The sequence below is a fragment of the Myroides phaeus genome, from assembly GCF_900099675.1.
Classification (GTDB): domain Bacteria; phylum Bacteroidota; class Bacteroidia; order Flavobacteriales; family Flavobacteriaceae; genus Flavobacterium; species Flavobacterium phaeum.
In genome coordinates, this window is sequence record NZ_FNDQ01000018.1 from 13,159 (window position 1) to 33,511 (window position 20,353).

The 20,353-nt window shown below is 32.4% G+C and carries 15 protein-coding genes, 1 tRNA gene and 1 pseudogene; 5 read left to right on the top strand and 12 right to left on the bottom strand.

Going from position 1 to position 20,353, the window contains the following annotated elements; all coding sequences use genetic code 11:
• Positions 1-113: 113 nt before the first annotated feature.
• The 7 genes from BLT46_RS09660 to BLT46_RS09690 all read right to left on the bottom strand — a co-directional run bounded on the left by BLT46_RS09660 (position 114) and on the right by BLT46_RS09690 (position 9,790).
• Positions 114-1,049, bottom strand: a complete 936-nt coding sequence (locus BLT46_RS09660) for a malate dehydrogenase (protein WP_090409674.1) — start codon at positions 1,047-1,049, stop codon at positions 114-116.
• Between the two features lie 78 nt (positions 1,050-1,127).
• Complete coding sequence (gene gyrB / locus BLT46_RS09665) at positions 1,128-3,068, bottom strand: DNA topoisomerase (ATP-hydrolyzing) subunit B (protein WP_090409676.1); 1,941 nt, start codon at positions 3,066-3,068, stop codon at positions 1,128-1,130.
• Between the two features lie 155 nt (positions 3,069-3,223).
• A complete protein-coding gene (locus BLT46_RS09670; protein WP_090409678.1) occupies positions 3,224-3,676 on the bottom strand; it encodes a hypothetical protein in 453 nt (150 codons plus the stop codon).
• Between the two features lie 158 nt (positions 3,677-3,834).
• Positions 3,835-5,598 (bottom strand): TonB-dependent receptor, encoded by a 1,764-nt coding sequence (locus tag BLT46_RS09675; protein ID WP_090409680.1) that lies wholly within the window; start codon positions 5,596-5,598, stop codon positions 3,835-3,837.
• A gap of 24 nt (positions 5,599-5,622) precedes the next feature.
• Entirely contained in the window at positions 5,623-8,646 is a 3,024-nt protein-coding gene (locus BLT46_RS09680) for a tetratricopeptide repeat protein (RefSeq protein ID WP_090409682.1), read from the bottom strand.
• Between the two features lie 104 nt (positions 8,647-8,750).
• On the bottom strand, positions 8,751-9,449 hold the full coding sequence (locus tag BLT46_RS09685; protein ID WP_090409684.1) for an LrgB family protein: 699 nt from the start codon (positions 9,447-9,449) through the stop codon (positions 8,751-8,753).
• Complete coding sequence (locus BLT46_RS09690) at positions 9,449-9,790, bottom strand: CidA/LrgA family protein (protein WP_090409686.1); 342 nt, start codon at positions 9,788-9,790, stop codon at positions 9,449-9,451. The genes BLT46_RS09685 and BLT46_RS09690 overlap by 1 nt, the downstream gene beginning before the upstream one ends.
• 412 nt (positions 9,791-10,202) lie before the next feature.
• On the opposite strand from BLT46_RS09690, the gene BLT46_RS09695 reads away from it, so the two are divergent.
• Complete coding sequence (locus BLT46_RS09695) at positions 10,203-10,892, top strand: cell division ATP-binding protein FtsE (protein WP_090409688.1); 690 nt, start codon at positions 10,203-10,205, stop codon at positions 10,890-10,892.
• Positions 10,893-10,944: 52 nt separating this feature from the next.
• Here BLT46_RS09695 and BLT46_RS09700 read toward each other — a convergent pair whose 3' ends face one another.
• From BLT46_RS09700 to thrS, 5 genes are all read right to left on the bottom strand, one after another.
• Positions 10,945-11,466 carry a class IV adenylate cyclase gene (locus BLT46_RS09700; RefSeq protein WP_090409690.1) on the bottom strand — a complete coding sequence of 174 codons (522 nt, stop codon included), beginning with the start codon at positions 11,464-11,466 and terminating at the stop codon, positions 10,945-10,947.
• A gap of 123 nt (positions 11,467-11,589) precedes the next feature.
• Positions 11,590-11,934 carry a 50S ribosomal protein L20 gene (gene rplT, locus BLT46_RS09705; RefSeq protein ID WP_090409692.1) on the bottom strand — a complete coding sequence of 115 codons (345 nt, stop codon included), beginning with the start codon at positions 11,932-11,934 and terminating at the stop codon, positions 11,590-11,592.
• A gap of 107 nt (positions 11,935-12,041) precedes the next feature.
• Positions 12,042-12,239, bottom strand: a complete 198-nt coding sequence (rpmI, locus tag BLT46_RS09710; RefSeq protein ID WP_090409694.1) for a 50S ribosomal protein L35 — start codon at positions 12,237-12,239, stop codon at positions 12,042-12,044.
• Positions 12,240-12,303: 64 nt separating this feature from the next.
• Complete coding sequence (gene infC, locus BLT46_RS09715; RefSeq protein WP_090409696.1) at positions 12,304-12,858, bottom strand: translation initiation factor IF-3; 555 nt, start codon at positions 12,856-12,858, stop codon at positions 12,304-12,306.
• Positions 12,859-12,903: 45 nt separating this feature from the next.
• Positions 12,904-14,856, bottom strand: a complete 1,953-nt coding sequence (gene thrS / locus BLT46_RS09720; RefSeq protein WP_090409698.1) for a threonine--tRNA ligase — start codon at positions 14,854-14,856, stop codon at positions 12,904-12,906.
• A gap of 719 nt (positions 14,857-15,575) precedes the next feature.
• On the opposite strand from thrS, the gene BLT46_RS09725 reads away from it, so the two are divergent.
• The 4 genes and pseudogenes from BLT46_RS09725 (at position 15,576) to BLT46_RS09745 (ending at position 20,216) form a co-directional block, all read left to right on the top strand.
• A tRNA-Ser gene (locus tag BLT46_RS09725) sits at positions 15,576-15,660 on the top strand.
• Positions 15,661-15,919: 259 nt separating this feature from the next.
• Positions 15,920-16,048 (top strand): annotated as a pseudogene (locus BLT46_RS13310) (JAB domain-containing protein); the annotation flags it as partial.
• A 600-nt stretch (positions 16,049-16,648) separates the two neighbouring features.
• Positions 16,649-18,139, top strand: a complete 1,491-nt coding sequence (locus tag BLT46_RS09740; protein WP_090409700.1) for a DUF6119 family protein — start codon at positions 16,649-16,651, stop codon at positions 18,137-18,139.
• A gap of 190 nt (positions 18,140-18,329) precedes the next feature.
• Positions 18,330-20,216, top strand: coding sequence for a DUF4365 domain-containing protein (locus BLT46_RS09745; protein WP_090409702.1), 1,887 nt, complete (start codon positions 18,330-18,332; stop codon positions 20,214-20,216).
• Positions 20,217-20,353: the final 137 nt, after the last annotated feature.

Here is a 20,353-nt window from a genome sequence, read left to right on the forward strand (position 1 = left end):
TTTTTTTAAAACGAGCAAATATATGATATACACGATGATTAACCAATTCTTTTCTTAAGAATGTACTTAAAAAAGAAGCATCGTCTTGCAATCAAATTTTAACATTTAGAGTCTTAACCTAAAAATTTTGTTAACTCACTATTTGTTTCAACAATTGCATTTACACTTGATGCAAATTTTTCTGCCTCTTGTTGATTTAACTTTACGTCTACGATTTCCTCAACACCATTTCTACCGATAATACAAGGTACACCAATAAATAATCCGTTATGTCCATACTCACCTTCTAATAAAACTGAACAAGGAATAAGTCGTTTTTGATCATTTAAAATACTATCTACAACACTTGCAACAGCAGCTCCTGGTCCGTACCAAGCAGAAGTACCTAACAATTTAGTAAGTGTCGCTCCACCTACCATTGTTTGTTTTACCACTTCCTCTTGCTCTTCAACACTTAAAATATCATTCACCGGAATTCCTTTGTAAGTAGCTAAACGCATTAATGGCAACATTGTAGTGTCTCCATGTCCACCAATTACCATACCTTGAATATCATTAATTGGCTTACCTAATTTTTGAGACAAGAAATATCTAAAACGAGAAGAATCTAATGCCCCACCCATTCCTATTACTCTATTTCGATCTAATCCTGTAATTTTTAATGCAGCATAAGCCATTGTATCTAATGGATTAGTAACAACAATAAAAATTGCTTTTGGAGAAACAGCTAATGCTTGTTCTATTACAGATTTAACAACACCTGCATTCGTTCCGATTAACTCTTCTCTTGTCATTCCAGGTTTACGAGGAATACCAGAAGTAATAACAACCACATCACTATTTGCTGTGATAGAATAATCGTTAGTACTACCTTTTACTACTGTATTAAATCCTGTAGTAGATGCACACTGCATAATATCCATTGCTTTTCCTTCTGCATATCCCTCTGCAATATCAACTAACGCAATTTCACTTGCAATCCCTCTATAGGCGATAACATCAGCACATGTAGCTCCCACATTACCTGCCCCAATAATTGTAACTTTCATAAACTATTTATTTTATTGCAAGAAAAGGTCAGGCATATTTAATGCTTGACCTTTTCTTTATTATTTTTCAATTAATTACTAAGCATCAATTTTAGCATAAGTAGCATTTTTCTCAATGAAATCTCTACGTGGTGGAACTTCATCCCCCATTAACATAGAAAATACACGGTCTGCTTCTTGTAAATTATCAATTGTAACTTTACGTAAAATACGGTGCTCTGGGTTCATAGTAGTATCCCATAATTGCTCCGCGTTCATCTCTCCAAGACCTTTGTATCGTTGAACACTTGAACCGCTACCAAATTGCTCCATCAATTCTAAACGTTCTTCATCTGTCCAAGCGTAATCTTTTTTCTGTCCTTTTTTCACCATATACAATGGAGGCGTTGCGATATAAACGTGGCCGTTTTCAATCAACCCTCTCATATATCTAAAGAAGAAAGTCAAAATCAATGTTGCGATGTGGCTACCGTCCACATCGGCATCACACATAATTACTACCTTGTGATAACGAAGTTTTTCTAAATTAAGTGCCTTACTATCTTCTTCCGTTCCAATTGTAACACCTAAAGCAGTAAAGATATTTTTAATCTCATCATTTTCAAAAACTTTGTGTCCCATTGCTTTCTCAACATTCAAGATTTTACCTCTCAATGGTAAGATAGCTTGGAAATTACGGTCCCTACCTTGTTTAGCAGTACCACCCGCCGAGTCTCCCTCCACAAGGAATACCTCACATAAAGCAGGATCCTGAGAAGAACAATCAGATAGTTTACCAGGCAAACCTCCACCGGTCATTACTGTCTTACGTTGCACCATTTCACGTGCTTTTTTAGCAGCGTGTCTTGCTTGTGCAGCTAAGATTACCTTTTGAACAATAATTTTCGCATCATTAGGATGTTCTTCCAAATAATTTTCAAGCATTTCAGCAACAGCCTGACTCACTGGAGAAACAACCTCACGGTTACCCAATTTAGTCTTAGTCTGTCCTTCAAACTGAGGCTCCATAACTTTAACAGAAACGATTGCAGTCAATCCTTCTCTAAAGTCATCCCCAGTAATCTCAAATTTTAATTTATCTAACAATCCAGAAGCATCAGCATACTTTTTCAAAGTACGAGTAAGTCCCATACGGAACCCTTGTAAATGCGTACCTCCTTCATGCGTATTAATATTATTTACGTATGAATAAATATTCTCTGAATATGTATCGTTATAAATAAGGGCAACTTCTACAGGAACTTCTCCTTTATCTGATTCCATTGAAATAACAGATTCGATAATTGGCACACGGTTACCATCTAAAAACTTGATAAATTCTTTTAATCCTTCTTCAGAATGAAAAACCTCATATTTAAATTCACCATTCTCTTCAACAACACGCTTGTCTGTCAAAGTGATTTTTAATCCCTTATTTAAGAAAGCTAACTCTCTTAAACGACCCGCTAATGTTTCGTATGAATACTCAAGCGTTTGTGTAAAAATTGTGCTATCTGGATGAAAAGTAACAGCTGTACCTCTCTTTTCTGTTTCTCCAATTACTTTTACTGGATATAGTGCTTTACCACGAGAATACTCTTGTTCGTAAATTTTTCCTTCACGATACACAGTAGCTTTTAAATCTTCTGATAAAGCATTAACACAAGATACACCAACACCGTGTAAACCTCCTGAAACTTTATACGAATCCTTATCAAACTTACCTCCTGCTCCAATTTTAGTCATTACAACCTCTAATGCAGACACCCCTTCTTTTTTGTGAATATCTACAGGAATACCACGACCATTGTCCTCTACAGTAATTGAATTATTTTCGTTTATAATAACATTGATCGTATCACAATAGCCTGCAAGAGCCTCATCAATTGAGTTATCAACAACTTCGTATACTAAATGATGTAGTCCTCTAACTCCAACATCACCGATATACATAGAAGGACGCATCCTTACGTGTTCCATCCCTTCGAGAGCTTGAATGCTATCTGCCGAATAATTATTCTTATTTGTTTCTTGGCTCATAATAATATTCTAAAATAAGTAACGTACAAATATACAATACTTATAACACTTTATCAACAAATGCCCATCCTTATATACCCTAAAACAGCAAAAAAATCAAAAAAAAACGCAGATATTTTCATATCTGCGTTCTATGGCTATTGAATATTTTTTTACTATTCTAAATGGTGAATTGTAAACTCACAATTATTAAAAGTGAATCTATCGTGTAATTTTCTACCTAATAATTCTTTTGCAATTGGAGCATCCATCGATACGGCTAATACCGACTTATCATCTATTACTATTTTAGGTAAAGCAGCTGATATAAACAGATTAACTGTATTTACTTGTACATAGCTACCAAATTCCACAACATTACTTACTTTATCATCATTAATTTTAGATACCACATCGCGCATAGCAATGCTTTCTGATATCTTTTTACTAATGTTTTCTTGTTCAAGATGCATCATTGACAAACCTGTTTCGTGTTTGTCCCCAGCAGAACTTTTGGCGTCGTTCTGTGCATCAATTGCTAAATCTTCGACGATCCCCTGCAAAGCACTCACTTTGTCATTCAACCGCTCTAAACAAATTGCCTTCAGCTTCTTTTTTAGTGTCATCATTTTGTTTTTTAATTCCTTTTTTTATTAAAGGGGCATGAATTGTTGTTTGTTGTGACAAAAGTAAGTTTTTAATCTCACCAAAGAAACTGAATTGTGCATATTTTAGCAATAATTAATCATAAATAACTATTTTTTTACTTTTTTCAAGTTTTTTATTCTCAAAAATCGAATTTATACATTGCTCCCCCCATAATTTGAACTCCTTGCACTCGGAAATTATCAAAATTACTGTACTTATCATTCAGTAAATTGCTTCCTTTGACAAATAATGTCCAATTTTTTGTAGGTCTATAACCAACTTTAATATTTAAATCTACATAGTCGTTCAACTCTACAACTTGTGGTGAAGCTACTGTATTATAATCCCCGATTAGCCCTGTCGGATTAACTGAAAATGCATCTTTTCTTTTCCCAACATAAAACACATCTAAACCAGCAAACCATTGGTCTGTAAAATCAAACTTAAAATCAGCTCCAGCTTTTACTTTCGCTAAGTTCCAAGCTTCTATTGCATCAGTATCATAGTTATTCCACTCTCCGTGAATTCCCATAGACACATTCTCTTCAAAGTCAAAACGCAATTCACCAAATAAATTAAACGTTTTTAAGGTATTGTATTCTACACCAAAAGAGTTTCCAAACATATAAGGAACTTTAGCTTGGTTTAAAGAAAATTCATTATGCACAAAAAACGCTTTATCAGTTTCTCTTTTATAAGAACCTTTTACGTTATATGAAATTGTATTGTCTAATTTTCCTTTTAACCCAATGTAGATATCATACTTCTCATCAGTAGGAGTAATCAATAAGTCTGGAGACACAAACGGATTTGCCTCTGTAAATTGTCTGAAAGAATTTTGTTTTAATCCCCCTTCAATACCTGCATATGTTACTAATAACCCAGGTACTAAATTATAAGACGCCTTAATCTGTGGATACACATAAACATTGTTTTGTGTCTTCCCTGCAACTTTACCATCATTGTAAAACACACCTAATCCTAATTGAACAGAATAGTTGTCATCTTGGAAAGTTAAACTTGGTTGTGCTCCGATATTTAAGTGTTTGTACTCAATTTTATCCGCTGTAAATGCATCTTTGTACTCTGTTCCAACATAGTCAACAACAAGCCCTAAGTTAGCCTCACCAATTCCCAATTGCGTTTTTACGTGTGGCTTAACTGTTACACGATTTTCAACTGAACTAAAGTCATCCCAGAAATGGTCATAATGTAAATCAAGATTAGTAAACGGACTATTTCTAAACTCTAATCCAGCATTTACAAATACATTTTTGTAATGCTGACTTTCATCTACTCCGTTCAACATTTCTTTGTTAAACAAAACATCTTTCGTAGGCAAACCATACCAATTACTCAATTGGTAACTTCCTCCTACTTCAGCATTCCAACCAAAATTATCTAATTGACCTCCATATACTAAACCTGCTTTCGTTTTAGAAAAAGCATCGTCTAATAATAAATCCTTAATCCCCCCTTGAGAAGAAAAATGCGAAGCATACCCAGCTAAAAAGCTGTTTTTATTCAATTTATGACTCAAGAAAGCTTCTCCGTTTAAGTTTGTGTAGTTACCCGCACCAAACATTACGTAGTTATTGAAGTTTTTCAATCGCTCAGACTTCTCCACTTCAGCTGCTTTACCTTTCTCAGGCACAAACGTTGAAGCTACAGGAAACGAACTGATCGTATATACCACATCCTTTTTCTTAGTTGTAGCATCCTCATCTGTATTAGGCAATGCTCTAACTTTAAAAGCATCCGAAATAGTAGCATCATACGCGCGAACCACGTTTACTACTTCCGTACCTAATTTATTAGTATCATTTGTTTTTTCTTGCGCAAATGCTGTACCTCCCAAAAGTGTAACAGCAGAAAAAATCGTATATATCTTATTATTATTCATTGTTATCTTGTTCTTAGTTATGCATTATTGAGCAATCGATGAGTTTCTCTTTGCCTCTTCCCCTTTAATCTTAGCAAGCTCTTGTTTTGCTTCATTTACAACATCTGTAAACTCACCAAAATTATTTGTTACACTTTCTAAAATGTAAGTTGCTTGGTAACTATCTTTCAACTGATAAAAGTTCTTAGCCATTAACACCAATCCTTTTGCCCCGTAGTACTTATACCCAGAGTAATCTTTTGCCAACTTCTGCACACTCTCGTTAGACGCGTCAAACTTACCTTCTTTATTTTTGTAATAAGCATCAAAGTACAATGCCTCAGCAGCTAACTCTCCTTTTGCTAATTTCAACACTTCTTGGTACGCTTTTTTCGCTTTTGCATCATCTTTCGTAGCAAACGCAGTTCTGGCAATAATCACCTGTGCATCACTCTTCACTTTATTATCAGTTTTAGGCATTTTCAATACAGCCTCTGCATAACGCAACGCATCGTTGTACTGGTTTTGCTCATACGATAATTTCATTAAGTTAGACTTTGCAAACACAACATTCTGTTCTTGTACAGCCTCACTATCTAAACGTTTTAAAGTAGTTGTTGCCTTACTTACGTTTTTATTTTTTAAGTATATCTCAGCTAATCTTGCAAGTGAAATCTCAGAGTATTCACTCTTCTCGCTATTCACTACAGCCTCATAATTAGTCGTTGCTTTATCCACATTATTCTCTGCAAAGTACATTTGCCCCAAGTAGAAATGCGCTTGCAATGCTTTTTGTCCAGAAGGGAAGCTTTTTAAATATTTCTCATATCCAGCAATCGCTTGCTGTGTGTTATTCTGAACATATTGCTTCTCAGCAGACTCATACGTATCTTTATCTAACTCTGCATCCGTTACCTTCACAAAAGAAAGTCCTTTCACCCAAGCAGCATATTCGTCTACCTTACCATTATCCACATAGATTAAACGCGCATTTTGCACAGCCTCTAATGCCTCTGGAGAATTAGGCGATTCTTTCACCACTTGTTTAAACTTAGCTAATGCCGCATCAGACTTATTGGCATTGTAGTTAATTAACCCTTGACGTAAAATAGCTCTCGCTTTAAAACTTGAAGTAGGATAATCTTTTAACAACTTATCAAAAGCAGCCACAGCCTTATTAGAGTCATTCATTACATCGTGACTTACTCCAATTTCATACTGTGCATCATCCGCTAAATTAGACGTAGGATAATCCTTCACAAACTGCGTTAAGTCTTCAATTTTTCTTGCATGACGATCTACAAAACCATAGCTCAATGCTTTTTGGAAACGCGCATACTCTACATCCACTTTATTTGCTTCAATAACTTTGTTGTACGCCTCCATTGCAGGCCAGTATTTACCCAATACAAAACTACAATCCCCTAAACGTAAGTTAGCATCAATGCTTCTCGCCTCGTTTTTAGGATTACCATCCACATATTGTTTAAAGTACGTAGCCGCATTAGCATAATCCTTCATTTTAAAATAAGAATACGCTAAATTGTAATTCAAATTCTCACGCTCGCTCAATCCTTTAGCAGCTGGATTCTCTCCAAATGCCTTAAACACATTAATAGATTCGGCAAACTTATTCAAGTAAAACAATGTTTCCCCTTTCCAATATTGTGCCTTAGCAGTATATTTTAAATTTTGTTTCTCAGCCAACGATTTATCAAATAAGCCTAACGCCTCATTGTATTGTCCATCACTAAACAATTCCAATCCACGTAAGAAAGCAACCTGTTGGTAAACTTCACTATTAGCCTTAGAGCGATTTTTCTCTAATAAAGCCAACGCCTCTTTGTAGTTTTTAGACGTAACATACGAATCAATTAACAATGACTCCATTTCCCCTTTGTATGGAGAAGAAGGATATTTAGTAATATATGCATTCAATACCTCAGGAGTACTTACATATGCATTACCAATATCATAACTCAACTTCGCATAATTTAAGAAAGCATCCTCTTGAATACCCGCATCAAAGCGCATTTCAGAAGCATTCTTAAACGCGTTAAGCGCTTGTGTTTTCTTATGTGTATTCAAATAACTTTCTCCCAAGTGGTAGTAAGCATTTTGAGCAATAGCATTATCTCCCCCAATAATCTTGTTGAATTGCTCAATCGCATTAGGGTAATCTTTAGACTTGTAATAAGCATATCCTAACTGATAGAAGTCAGTATTGCTCCACTTGCCATTCTTCCCTTTATATTTCAACAAATAAGGCAATGCTTTGTCATATTGTTTCAAGTTAAAATAACTCTCTCCAACAATTTTAGACAATTCAGATTGTTCCTCAGGTGTAGCCACTTTCATTTGAGCATTTCCTTTAGCAATCGCCTCTTGGAAATTACCCGTTTTAAAACTCATATCCGCTTGATAATACCCCATTTTCTCTTTGTAAGTAGATTTAGTTTCTACTTTATCAAAAAGCTTTTTAGCATCGTCAAACTTGTCAGAGTCATACGCAATATACCCAAGGTAGTATGTAGCTTGTTCACCCCATACACCATTTGGACTAACGCGTTTTAAATATTTTTCTGCTTCATTTTTATTCTTAGCATAGAAATAACTATAACCTTTTTCAAAGTTGAAACGGTCTAACACTTTCTCGTTAGCAATAGCATTTTCTTTTACTTTAGAAGCGTAGTGAAGCGACTTAGCGAAATTACCTTTTGAAAAATAGTAATCCGTAACTTCTACATACGCTTGGTTCTGTTTAGAACTCGTAGGGTAGTTTTTAACAAACTCATCAATCTTATCCTCCGCACCATCTTGATCTAAGCGAATTGCACAGTTTGCGATATAATAAACACAATCAGCTTCCACTTCCTTATTATGAGCAGCAGGATTGTTTTTCACTTTAGAAAATAATAATTGAGCAGCTAAATACTGTTCCTCATCATACAGAGTCACAGCATGTTTAAAATCAGCTAATTCATCTACATAAATAGCTGATTGCTGTGCACTTGCAGTTATACTCCCAAGCGCGAGAGTTAAATAAGCTAATCTATTATTTTTGCGCATTTTTTTTCAGATTTATATATTGCCAAATATATCATTTTATACTGTTTAAAACTTATATTTTGGCAATATATTGTCTAAAATGCCATTAAAAATTATCTACTGAGTTAAAGATAAGGTTCTATTAGCCCTAAGATGATCGGAGCAAGTATTGCTGTTAGTATTCCATTGAAAATCATACCAACACTTGCAAAAGCTCCATATTTATTACTAATTTCCATTGCCTTCATAGTTCCCATTGCGTGAGATGAAGTACCCATTGCGATTCCTTGAGACATTGGATTGCTAATTCGAGATAAGTTTAAGAATTTAAAACCAATCATACTACCAAATATTCCAGCTATCATTACCGCAGCTGCAGTAACAGAAGGAATACCATTTACAGCTTTTGAAATCTCTAAAGCGATAGGTGTACTTACAGATTTAGGTGCTAACGACAAGATAATCTCTTTATCTGCTCCAGTCCATTTCGCAAGAAGTACAACTGAAACCACCCCTACTATACATCCTGCTAATTGACTAAACAAAATAGGCACTAATTGTTTTTTTATTTTATCCCATTGCACATAAAGTGGCACAGCAAGAGCAACAATAGAAGGCTTTAGAAAAAAGTCGATATACTGTCCTGCTATATGGTAATTATCATAAGGTATTTTTAAAACTAAAAGGTAACTAATCAGTACCCCTGTAGATAAGATAATCGGATTGAAAATAACCCATTTCTTTTTTGAAGTCAAGTAGATTCCTACAGAATAAATTGCTAACGTCAAGAAAAGTAAAAACGTTGGGTTTGCTAAAAATTCCATTATTTTTTTCGTAATAATTGGTGAGTTAATCCAGTGACAAAAATGACTAATGCTGTACTAACAAGAGTCGCTACAACAATAGGAACGATAGACTTACTTAAGATTCCAAAATAATTCAGCATTGCTACACAAGGCGGAACAAAGAAAATCCCCATATTCTTTATTAAAAAATCCGTTATTCCTCCAATAGATTCAACTTTAATCCAGCCAATTTTTAATAAGGTCCACAAAAAAACTAACCCTATTATACTTGAAGGTAATTTCACGTTAGTAAGGTAAACCACTAACTCTCCAAACGCGAGTGACCCTACAATCACCGCCACTTGTTTAATTAAATTCATTTTATACAAAGATTTAGTACAAAATTACTAAACAAACTTTTCTTAGCATAGGCATAATTAAATAAAATAAATTTATTTAACATACCATTACAACTACATCCTATATAAAAATACTTCTTAATGATTTAGTAACATTAGAATTGAATTGATAACCTTAATGTAATATTACTCACAAATGCATTAAGTATGTTTGCAATGTAATAATTCAAAAAGGGGAAAATTATAGAATAAATAAGTTTGGTTAAATTGGTTAGTTACTACAAGGGATGCTCTATAAGCCTCCCTTTTTTTATTTCAAATAAATAAGACAGATAAAAAACAACCATTTCGCTCTCAACTATACACTTTTTAGCTTTAATATATCATTTATAATAGATATCTTACTATTTTTACACCAAAATAATCATTCATTATGTCTCGAACAGTTTTATCCTTACAAGGAGTAGATATTTTCCAAAACAAACACAAGGTGCTTTCTAATGTAAACTTAGAAGTACAAAAAGGAGAATTCATATACATCATTGGTAAAACAGGTGCTGGTAAAAGTAGTTTTATGAAAACACTTTATGCAGACATTCCTCTAACAATTGGAGAAGGCTCTATTGTGGACTATGATTTGAAGGCTTTAAAAGAAAAAGATATTCCTTATTTAAGAAGATCATTAGGTATTGTATTCCAAGATTTCAAATTATTACCAGATCGTACTGTTTACGGTAACCTATACTTTGCTTTACAAGCGACAGGCTGGACAGAAAAAGAGGCGATGAACCGCAAGATAGAAGAAGTACTTGATAGCGTTGGTATGTTAGCACATATTCAAAAAATGCCACACCAGTTATCTGGTGGAGAACAACAGCGTATTGCTATTGCGCGTGCTCTATTAAACGATCCAGACTTAATTTTAGCTGATGAACCAACAGGTAACTTAGACCCACAGACAAGTGCTGAAGTAATGGATCTATTGCTTAAAATTAACGAAGCAGGACGCACAATCATAATGGTTACTCATGATTACGCATTATTACTAAAATATCCATCTAAAACACTTAAATGTGACGATGGTACCTTATTTGAAGTAATTCACAGAACAGCTCAAAACTAAGCTGTCTTTATAACTCTTAAAAGCCCTATACTAATATAGTATAGGGCTTTTTTTATATTTCTTGTCTTAACAATAAATCACTATAAGACACATCAATCAAATCTTCCTTTCGCAACTGCAACAAATTAAAAAACTCATCGCATTGCATACGCAACTCCTCTAAAGTTAAATCTACTTCACTATTACAAGCTTCAACTTCTACAAAGCATCCTAAGCCTTCTACACTATCCAAATGAATACTCACATTATCCTTTACATACTTCCTGCGAACCTTAGCTACTTTAACCTTAATACCAAATTGCAACTCTAAAATAGCCCCTAAAGCTGGATCACTCTCGTGTTTATAATACAATACATCCGATTGTTTTACACCAGCTGTATTGTCTCTATTATAATAGATCAACGAATTATAAGAGTCATACTCACGTAATTTTACACGCCCTTTCGGAACATTATAATACGTATCAACCTGCTTTAAATCTCCCTCGCAATAAATAGGCAAACTATCCAATTTACATTTAACTGCCTCATAGTTATTAACACGAGCCTTAAACTCCACATTAATTAGCTCCATATACCTTACATTAAAAGAACAATATATTAAAATTAGAGCATAATAAAAACAAAAAAGCCTTACTAATAAAAGTAAGGCTTTTCTATATATTAAGTAAGATAAATCAGATTTGACAAACGTTTATTATTTTACTTGATTAACGATAGCTGCGAAAGCTTCAGGGTGATTCATAGCTAAATCTGCAAGAACTTTACGGTTCAATTCGATGTTGCTAGCTTTTAATTTACCCATAAAAACAGAATAGCTCATTCCGTGTAATCTTGCACCAGCGTTGATACGCATAATCCATAAAGAACGGAAGTTTCTTTTCTTTTGTTTTCTATCACGGTAAGCATATACCATTGCTTTTTCTACCGCGTTTTTAGCTACTGTCCAAACGTTTTTACGTCTTCCAAAGAATCCTTTGGCTTGCTTCAAAATTCTTTTTCTTCTTGCTCTTGAAGCTACTGAGTTTACTGATCTTGCCATTTCTAAAAATGTATTTTTTGTAGTGGGCGGTTATGTTTCAAACACTTCTAAAATTTCTTTTGCCCCACTCCAGGGTTATTAAATTGATTTAACCGGAAAAACTAAGATTAGATTAATCTTAATTGATCTTTGATACTGTGTGTATCAGCTTTAGACACTAATCCAGAGTGAGTTAAAGCTAATTTACGCTTTTTAGATTTTTTAGTCAAAATGTGACTTTTAAAAGCGTGTTTTCTTTTGATTTTACCAGAGCCAGTTAGTTTAAAACGTTTCTTAGCACTAGATTTAGTTTTCATTTTAGGCATTATTTCCTAGGTATTAATGATTATCTTACTTAAGTATCTTTCAAATCCTACGTAAATAGGAGTATTATTTTTTCTTTTTAGGTGCGATGAACATAGTCATACGCTTACCTTCTAAGACAGGCATACTTTCAACTTTACCAAATTCCTCTAAATCTTGCGCAAGTCTAAGTAATAAAATCTGTCCTTGATCTTTATAAATGATCGAACGTCCTTTAAAGAAAACGAATGCTTTTAACTTAGAACCTTCCTTAAGGAATTTCTCAGCATTTTTCTTTTTGAATTCGTAATCGTGCTCATCTGTTTGAGGACCGAAACGGATCTCTTTTACTGTGATTTGCGTCGATTTAGCCTTTAGCATTTTTTCACGCTTCTTCTGTTCGTAAAGGAATTTTTTGTAATCGATCACTTTACAAACAGGTGGTTCTGCGTTTGGCGAAATTTCTACCAAATCCAATTCTTGCTCTTCTGCAAAGCGCATTGCTTCTGCGAGCTTATAAATACCTGTTTCGACGTTGTCTCCTACAAGACGAACTTCAGGAACGCGGATGGCATTGTTAATTCTATGCGCATCTTTCTTTTCTTCGCGAGGATTTCTTCCTCTGTTTTGTCTTACTGCTATGGCTATAAAATTTTTGGTGCTTGTTCATCAAGCGTTATACAATTTTTATTCTCCAAATTGTTTCATAGAACCTTTTACTTCCTCTTGTACAAGATTGATAAATTCTTCTATTTTCATTGTTTGATTAGATTTACCAGAGTCTCCGTGTTTTCTAACAGAAATCGTTCCGTTTTTCTCTTCATCCTCTCCTACAATTAACATGTAAGGGAATTTTTGTACTTCAGCTTCTCTAATCTTTTTACCGATTGTTTCATTTCGGTTATCTACCAGCGCGCGAATTTCGCTATTTTCCAGCAAATCTAAAACTTTTTTCGCATATTTTTCATACTTCTCACTCAAAGACAGTATAATAGCTTGCTCTGGCATTAACCAAAGTGGGAAATTACCACCTGTATGCTCTAATAAAATCGCTATAAAACGTTCCATAGAACCGAAAGGAGCTCTGTGAATCATAACCGGACGGTGTAATTCATTATCAGAACCTTTATAGTTCAAGTCAAAACGTTCAGGTAAGTTATAGTCAACTTGGATAGTTCCTAATTGCCAGCTTCTACCTAAAGCATCTTTTACCATAAAGTCTAATTTAGGTCCATAGAAAGCAGCTTCTCCTGTTTCTACAACATAATTAAGACCTTTATCTTTCGCAGCGTTGATAATTGCTTGTTCAGCTTTCTCCCAATTTTCAACAGAACCGATATATTTCTCAGGGTTGCTTAAATCTCTAACTGATACTTGTGCTGTAAAGTTTTCGAATCCTAAAGAACCAAAAACATACAATACCAAGTCAATTACTTTTTTAAACTCTTCGTCTAATTGTTCCGGCATACAGAAAATGTGTGCATCATCTTGAGTAAACCCACGAACACGAGTTAATCCGTGTAACTCACCCGATTGCTCATAACGGTAAACAGTACCGAACTCAGCAAAACGTTTTGGCAAGTCTTTATAAGACCATGGTTTAGAATTATAAATCTCACAGTGGTGAGGACAGTTCATTGGTTTTAACAAGAACTCTTCTCCTTCCACAGGAGTGTGGATTGGTTGGAAACTATCTGCTCCATACTTAGCGTAGTGACCAGAAGTTACATACAACTCTTTTTGTCCGATATGCGGTGTAACCACTTGCTCATATCCTGCTTTTTTCTGTGCTTTTCTCAAAAAGTACTCTAAACGGTCTCTCAAAGCAGCTCCCTTAGGCAACCATAACGGCAACCCTTGACCTACTCTTTGTGAAAAAGTAAACAATTCTAATTCTTTACCTAATTTTCTATGATCACGTTTTTTAGCTTCTTCAAGCATTTCTAAATACTCAGTAAGGTCTTTTTGTTTAGGGAAAGAAATACCATAAACACGAGTTAACTGTTTATTTTTCTCATCCCCTCTCCAGTAAGCCCCTGCAATAGAAAGCACTTTGAAAGCTTTGATAATTCCTGTATTAGGAATATGTCCACCACGACATAAGTCAGTAAAATTATCGTGATCACAGAAAGTAATAGTACCATCTTCTAAGTTCTCAATCAATTCTACTTTATATGGGTTGTTATCTTTTTTATAGTATTCCAATGCTTCTGCTTTCGTAGAAGATCTCATTGTAAATTCGTGTTTACCACGAGCTATTTCGATAACTTTTGCTTCAATATTCTTAAAATCAGCATCTGATACTTTGTGATCCATAAAATCAACATCGTAATAGAAACCATTAGCAATTGCAGGTCCTATTGTCAATTTGATTCCAGGGAATAACTCCAATAAAGCTTGCGCCATTACGTGAGAAGTTGAGTGCCAGAAAGCCTTTTTTCCTTCATCATCATTCCATGAGTATAAAACTAAACTACCATCGGTCGTCAATGGGGTCGTGGTTTCGATGGTGGTACCATTGAAGCTTGCAGAAATGATATTTCTTGCTAATCCTTCACTTATACTTTTTGCAACATCGAAAGGAGTAATACCCGAGGCAAACTCTTTCACTGAACCGTCTGGTAATGTAATTTTTATCATAATATGTTTAAAAAATAAAGTGCAAATATACTGTTTTTCCTATAGAATAACAAGATTAAACACATTAGCATTCCCTTTTTTTGATTTTTTACATAACATTTAATTTGATATTCTAAACACTCCTCCCTTTTCAGTGGCATCATTGCCTTTTTTATACAACTAAATTATCTGCTATGGCTTATAGTATCAGTACTTGCGCAATAAAACTCACATAGTCTAATAGAAGTTTTCAGCAACCTATCAAACAGTTAGTTACAACAATTAAATACAAGATTTAAAAAATCTGTGTCTTTTATATTCTACTTGTACATAACTACTATGCTACTCTAAAAAGCCTTAACTGCTTCCTAAATAAGATACGAAATTTTTACCAGATAAGCAACCTAACAATATGCTTGCTAATCTTTATTTACAACACTTCAATTATTCTTTCTCCCTTCCTCGTACTACTTTCTCAGTTTAAAACAAAGACTATTTTCAACTCTAAAAGAAAAAAACTCTCTTTTTGCAAGTTCTTCTTTAATGAGAACTTAGCTTAATTACGACCCTCCTTGTAAAGCTAAGTCCACTCTCCCCTATTTTTTCAAAAAAAGTTTACATCACAACACAATTATAATCAAGCAATTGAAAAAAGACAACAAAAAAATATTTAAAAACATTTGCAAACCCTACTAAATGCACTATATTTGCACTCGCATTACAGAACAAAACGTTCGACTGGAGAAATGGCAGAGTGGTCGAATGCGGCAGTCTTGAAAACTGTTGACTGTAACAGGTCCGGGGGTTCGAATCCCTCTTTCTCCGCAAAAGAAAACCGATAACGAAAGTTATCGGTTTTTTTATTTTATATAGTTGCTGAAAGCTTTACTTTCATAGTAGTTGCATAAAATAAAAAAGCATCATAAGTTGAAAACTTATGGTTTTCTGTGCGTCAAATTACCCTCTTAGGGATATGCAATCCCTTCTATCCCCTTATCCAATTATCTTTTATAGTAGCATTGTCAAATATTGCAAGTTATTAACTTTGTTTTCAGGGTTTCAGGGTATTCACTTTCTTTGTTGAAATAGTAATAAGTTTAAATTATTAAAACAGTTTAAAGTACTTATGCTTTCAAACAACAACAAAGTACTTGGATTATTAGAGACTTTATTAGGAAGAATAACAAGTAACATAGTTGATTTAACTTCTATATCACCACTCATGATATTCATTAAGTAGTCTTCATCAAGTAACTCATTTTGACTGTCTTTTTTTGATGGTTGGTTTACTGTTCCCATATTGTATTTTTTTAAAGGTTTACATTTTACATTATGGATAATTGTAAGCTTTAGCTTGTTGGAAATATTATACTAATACGTTTTTACACCAAGATCATTTTAAAACAGCTTTAAGACGCTATTTCAAAGACAATTGAAAAACTTACCTTACTATCTTATAGCAAAGAAAGTATATATACAGTTTGAAAACTTTAAATGGAATTTTAAGGTTGCACTTGGCACTTTAGTGTCAAATAATGAGTGATTTCTTAATATGAAATCACTATAGATTTTACTTTGTAAATTGGTGGATTTAGTAATCGAAAGATTACAGCAAGTTATGTTTTGAGGCACTCGAAACTACATTCGTGCCATCAAAACGACTTGCTCTTGCAGAGGGCTGAAAAACTACTCCAAAGTCGCGAGTTTTTGTTGAAATAGTAGATAGACTCAAAATATTGAGGGGTTTACGGATTTCCGTAATAAGATTAAAGAAAGTTTCAATATGTTTGAAGTATAATAAAAAACTGTAAAAATGCCTAAATTCAACCTATATAAAGTAAATAGAGAAAGCAAAGATTCATTAATAGCGAAATTCAATAATTCAGGACTTAATTTAAATAATTCTGAAGTTATTTCTAATTTAACTTTTGAATTTTATATTTCTAATAACCCAGATGCAGTTGAAATATGGTGGGTGGAATATTATAGGAGATTTATTAATAGAGATTTAAACCCAGCAAATTCGGTTTACTTTGGCTGTTTATTAATATACAATGAAAGATTTTGTTATGCAGTAAGTCTAGGTAAAACACATTTTTATTTAAAAGAATTTTGTGATAGTGAGTTTGGAATTAATTTAGCTGAAAGAATAATAGATGTAGAAAATATGAGATTAAAAAATTCAAAGTTCTACAAATCAAAGAAAAACAAAACAATAACATCATTTTCAAATAATACATCACTTGATTATGATAGCGGTGAATCTCTCCATTTTTTAAAAGCTAAAACTATTAATCCTAACTTATGGGGAAAAGTGGCTAGTTTTGGTCATTCTGTGCAGTTAAGTTTAGATATTGAAATAAATGAATTGCCAAATGTTATTGAAAGAATAGAAGCAAAATTATCTGAAAATCCTATTGCAAATTTTCCTAAAGCTGAATTGATTAGAGATACAGAGGAAATTCAACGATTAGATATTTTAATATCAGAAGCAATAAATGACGTAGATCCTAATCTTGGAAATGAAGAGTTTGACTTATCTGGAGTTGACTTTATCTTTACTGAAAATGCTTCATTCCAATTTATTAAAACTGATATTGAAAGTCAGGTATTTGATGAATTATCAATTGAAAATTTAAAGAATTTTATTGATGAGCAAGAAATAAATTTAGAAGAAAACATCAATAATATTAAAGTAAAGGTTATTCGAGAAGAAGGTAGAAATTTTAGTAAACCTTTAAAAACTATATTACAATTTGTAACTCAAGATAGAGAAACACTTATAGATGGTAAGTGGCATAAGTTTAACCAATCTTACTTAAACTTATTAAATGAAAAGGTTAAGAAAATCACATTAAATCATATTGTCGATTATGACTATAATATCAGAATAACTGAAGATCAGTTCAATACAGATCGTGAAAGAAATGGTTATGCGAATTTGCATACAGAAAATGTTGTTCTAGCTAGAAGATATAGAGTTGAAAAGATGGATTTATTTAGGGAACAAACTTTATATTTTGTAAAAAAAGGTAAAACTCAAAACTTAAATTATGTGATTGACCAAGCTATGAATACTCTAAGACTTTTAAAAAATAATGAATTTATTATAGAAGAAAATGGAATCCAAATGTCAGTTCGAAAAATAAATTTATGGTTTTTAATTGAAAGAGTTAATTTAATTCAAGATTTATCAGATTTCGATTCTTTGATATTTATAATGAAATTAAATGATTTACACAAAGAAGTAGCTGATTCTGGGTTAATCTTAGAATGCAACATAAACTATTTAAATAGAAATTAATAGTTATATTTCGTAACATTAGCTTAATCTATAGAACGACTCATATTCAAGTTGAAAAATAAATGGATATTGAGGTTCAATTTGTGTCAGTGTTTTCTCCGAGCAATTCATATTAACTACTTTTTAAATATAAATCTTTCTTAAGTTGCACCAAGATATAAAAAAATAATTTAGTTACATTGTTTTAATTATGGCAAAAAGAACAAGAACTCATATATTAGAAGAAGAATCTATTAGAGAATTTCATAATATTATTCCTTCGAATTGGTTGATAAGAGAAAAAAACAAAGACTATGGAATAGATTGTGAAATAGAGATATTTGATAAAAATGGACAAGACACAGGTTTAGTTTTTTGGGTACAATTAAAAGCTACTGATTCCAATAAAAAACAAACAATTACTAACTATTCTTTCCCTAGAAATAAGATTGAGCAATTTCTTAGTTATGATGTACCTGTTTTAATAGTTAGATACTCTAGTTTCAATAAACAAATATATTTTAAATGGGTTATTAAAAATATACAGAAGAAAGAAGTTACTAAGAACATAAATATATCTTTTAGATCCTTTGATATTTGGCATGAAGGAACACCTGCTATCATTGTAGATCAATTAAAAATTCAAAGAAGTCTAAAAAAAGGCAAAATTTATTTTCCTCTCACAACTTTTATTTCAATAGACCCTGATTGTAATAAAAACTTACCAGTTATAAATTTTTTAAATTTAAAAACTTATTTTGAGCTAAGACACGAGTATTTTAGTATTTCAAAAAACGAAGCGACTTCTCAACTTACTGTATTAATCATAGAAAACGATATTTACCTAAATATAGGGAATCTTGTAGTAACCAAAATCAACTTTACTTTAGATGAACTCAAAGATATAAATAATATTACTTTACAAAATCATATTTTAATTGCTCTAGCTGAAGTCTTATTTGAAGTAGGGGAACATGATTTAGGACAATATTTAGTTTTAGAAAATAACTTATTGGATATTCTATATCAGTCTCCAGGTACTATAATAGAATTATTACCTAGCTTATTACATGGTCAAAATGTAGGTAGAATACTTGAGAAATTAAATGTATTACTTATAAATGATGAAGATAAAAAAGATAATTTTCTTGAATGTTTTATAAGTCTTGTATTGGTTAATAACAAAAATAAGGGAGAATTAGAAGCATATGAGGTTTTTATGCAAACTCAATTACAAATAGCCCTTAATCTTAAAGATAAAAACCTAATAGGTACAAATTACTATAATATTGGAAATTATTATCGTATTAAGGAAGATTATTCTACAGCATTAGAATACTATTTTAAGGCTAGAATATTTAATCCTGATTATAAAAATCGATCATATTTTTATCAAGAAATTGCAGGTATATTTTTTTTATTAAAACGATTTTTATACTCATCTTATTTTTATAAAAAATCTATAGAATTGAATGATGATATTAATGTTAAGCTATGTTATGGTGAAGCTTTAATGCATACGGGAAAATTTCTTGAAGCAATGAATATATTTCAAGATTACATAAATAATTCGCTTAATGATATTAGAAAAGAAGGAATATTATTACATCATTGTTTATCCTTCTTCCTCGAAGAAGGATATCCTCCTAAACAACAAAGAAATAGTAAAAAAGCGAATACTTATTTACATGAACAAAAATATAAAGAAGCTTTAGAAGAAGATTTACTATCACCATTAGCATGTTTTAATAAAGGTATTTATGAAAGTCATAAACTAAATTATTACCAAGCATTTAATTATTTTATTTTTTCTGCATTATTAGATAAGAGCGATATTGAAGCTTGGGTATTAGCAGTTGTTTGTAGTATAAATTTTAAAGGTAATGAAAATTTCTCATTACTTTTCTATTCAACAATCCAAGTTGCTTATTATTACAACAACAATCTTTTTTTAATAGAATTACATAAAAGATTAACTCTAAAAAATAATTTATTAGCAGATAGATTTATTATGGTTGTTGAACAAATAATTGAAGAAATAGATGAACCTACTAATATTATAAGAATCTTTGGCCAAGATGATTTGTTTTGTGAGTAATATTCTAAACTAAAGAATTATATTACTTATCTTTACAACTATATATTAAAGATGATTCCAATCACACCTCAAAACTCTCAAAATAAGCTGTTCACAACAATCCAAAAAGTGAACACCCCTATTTATAAAGCATACGG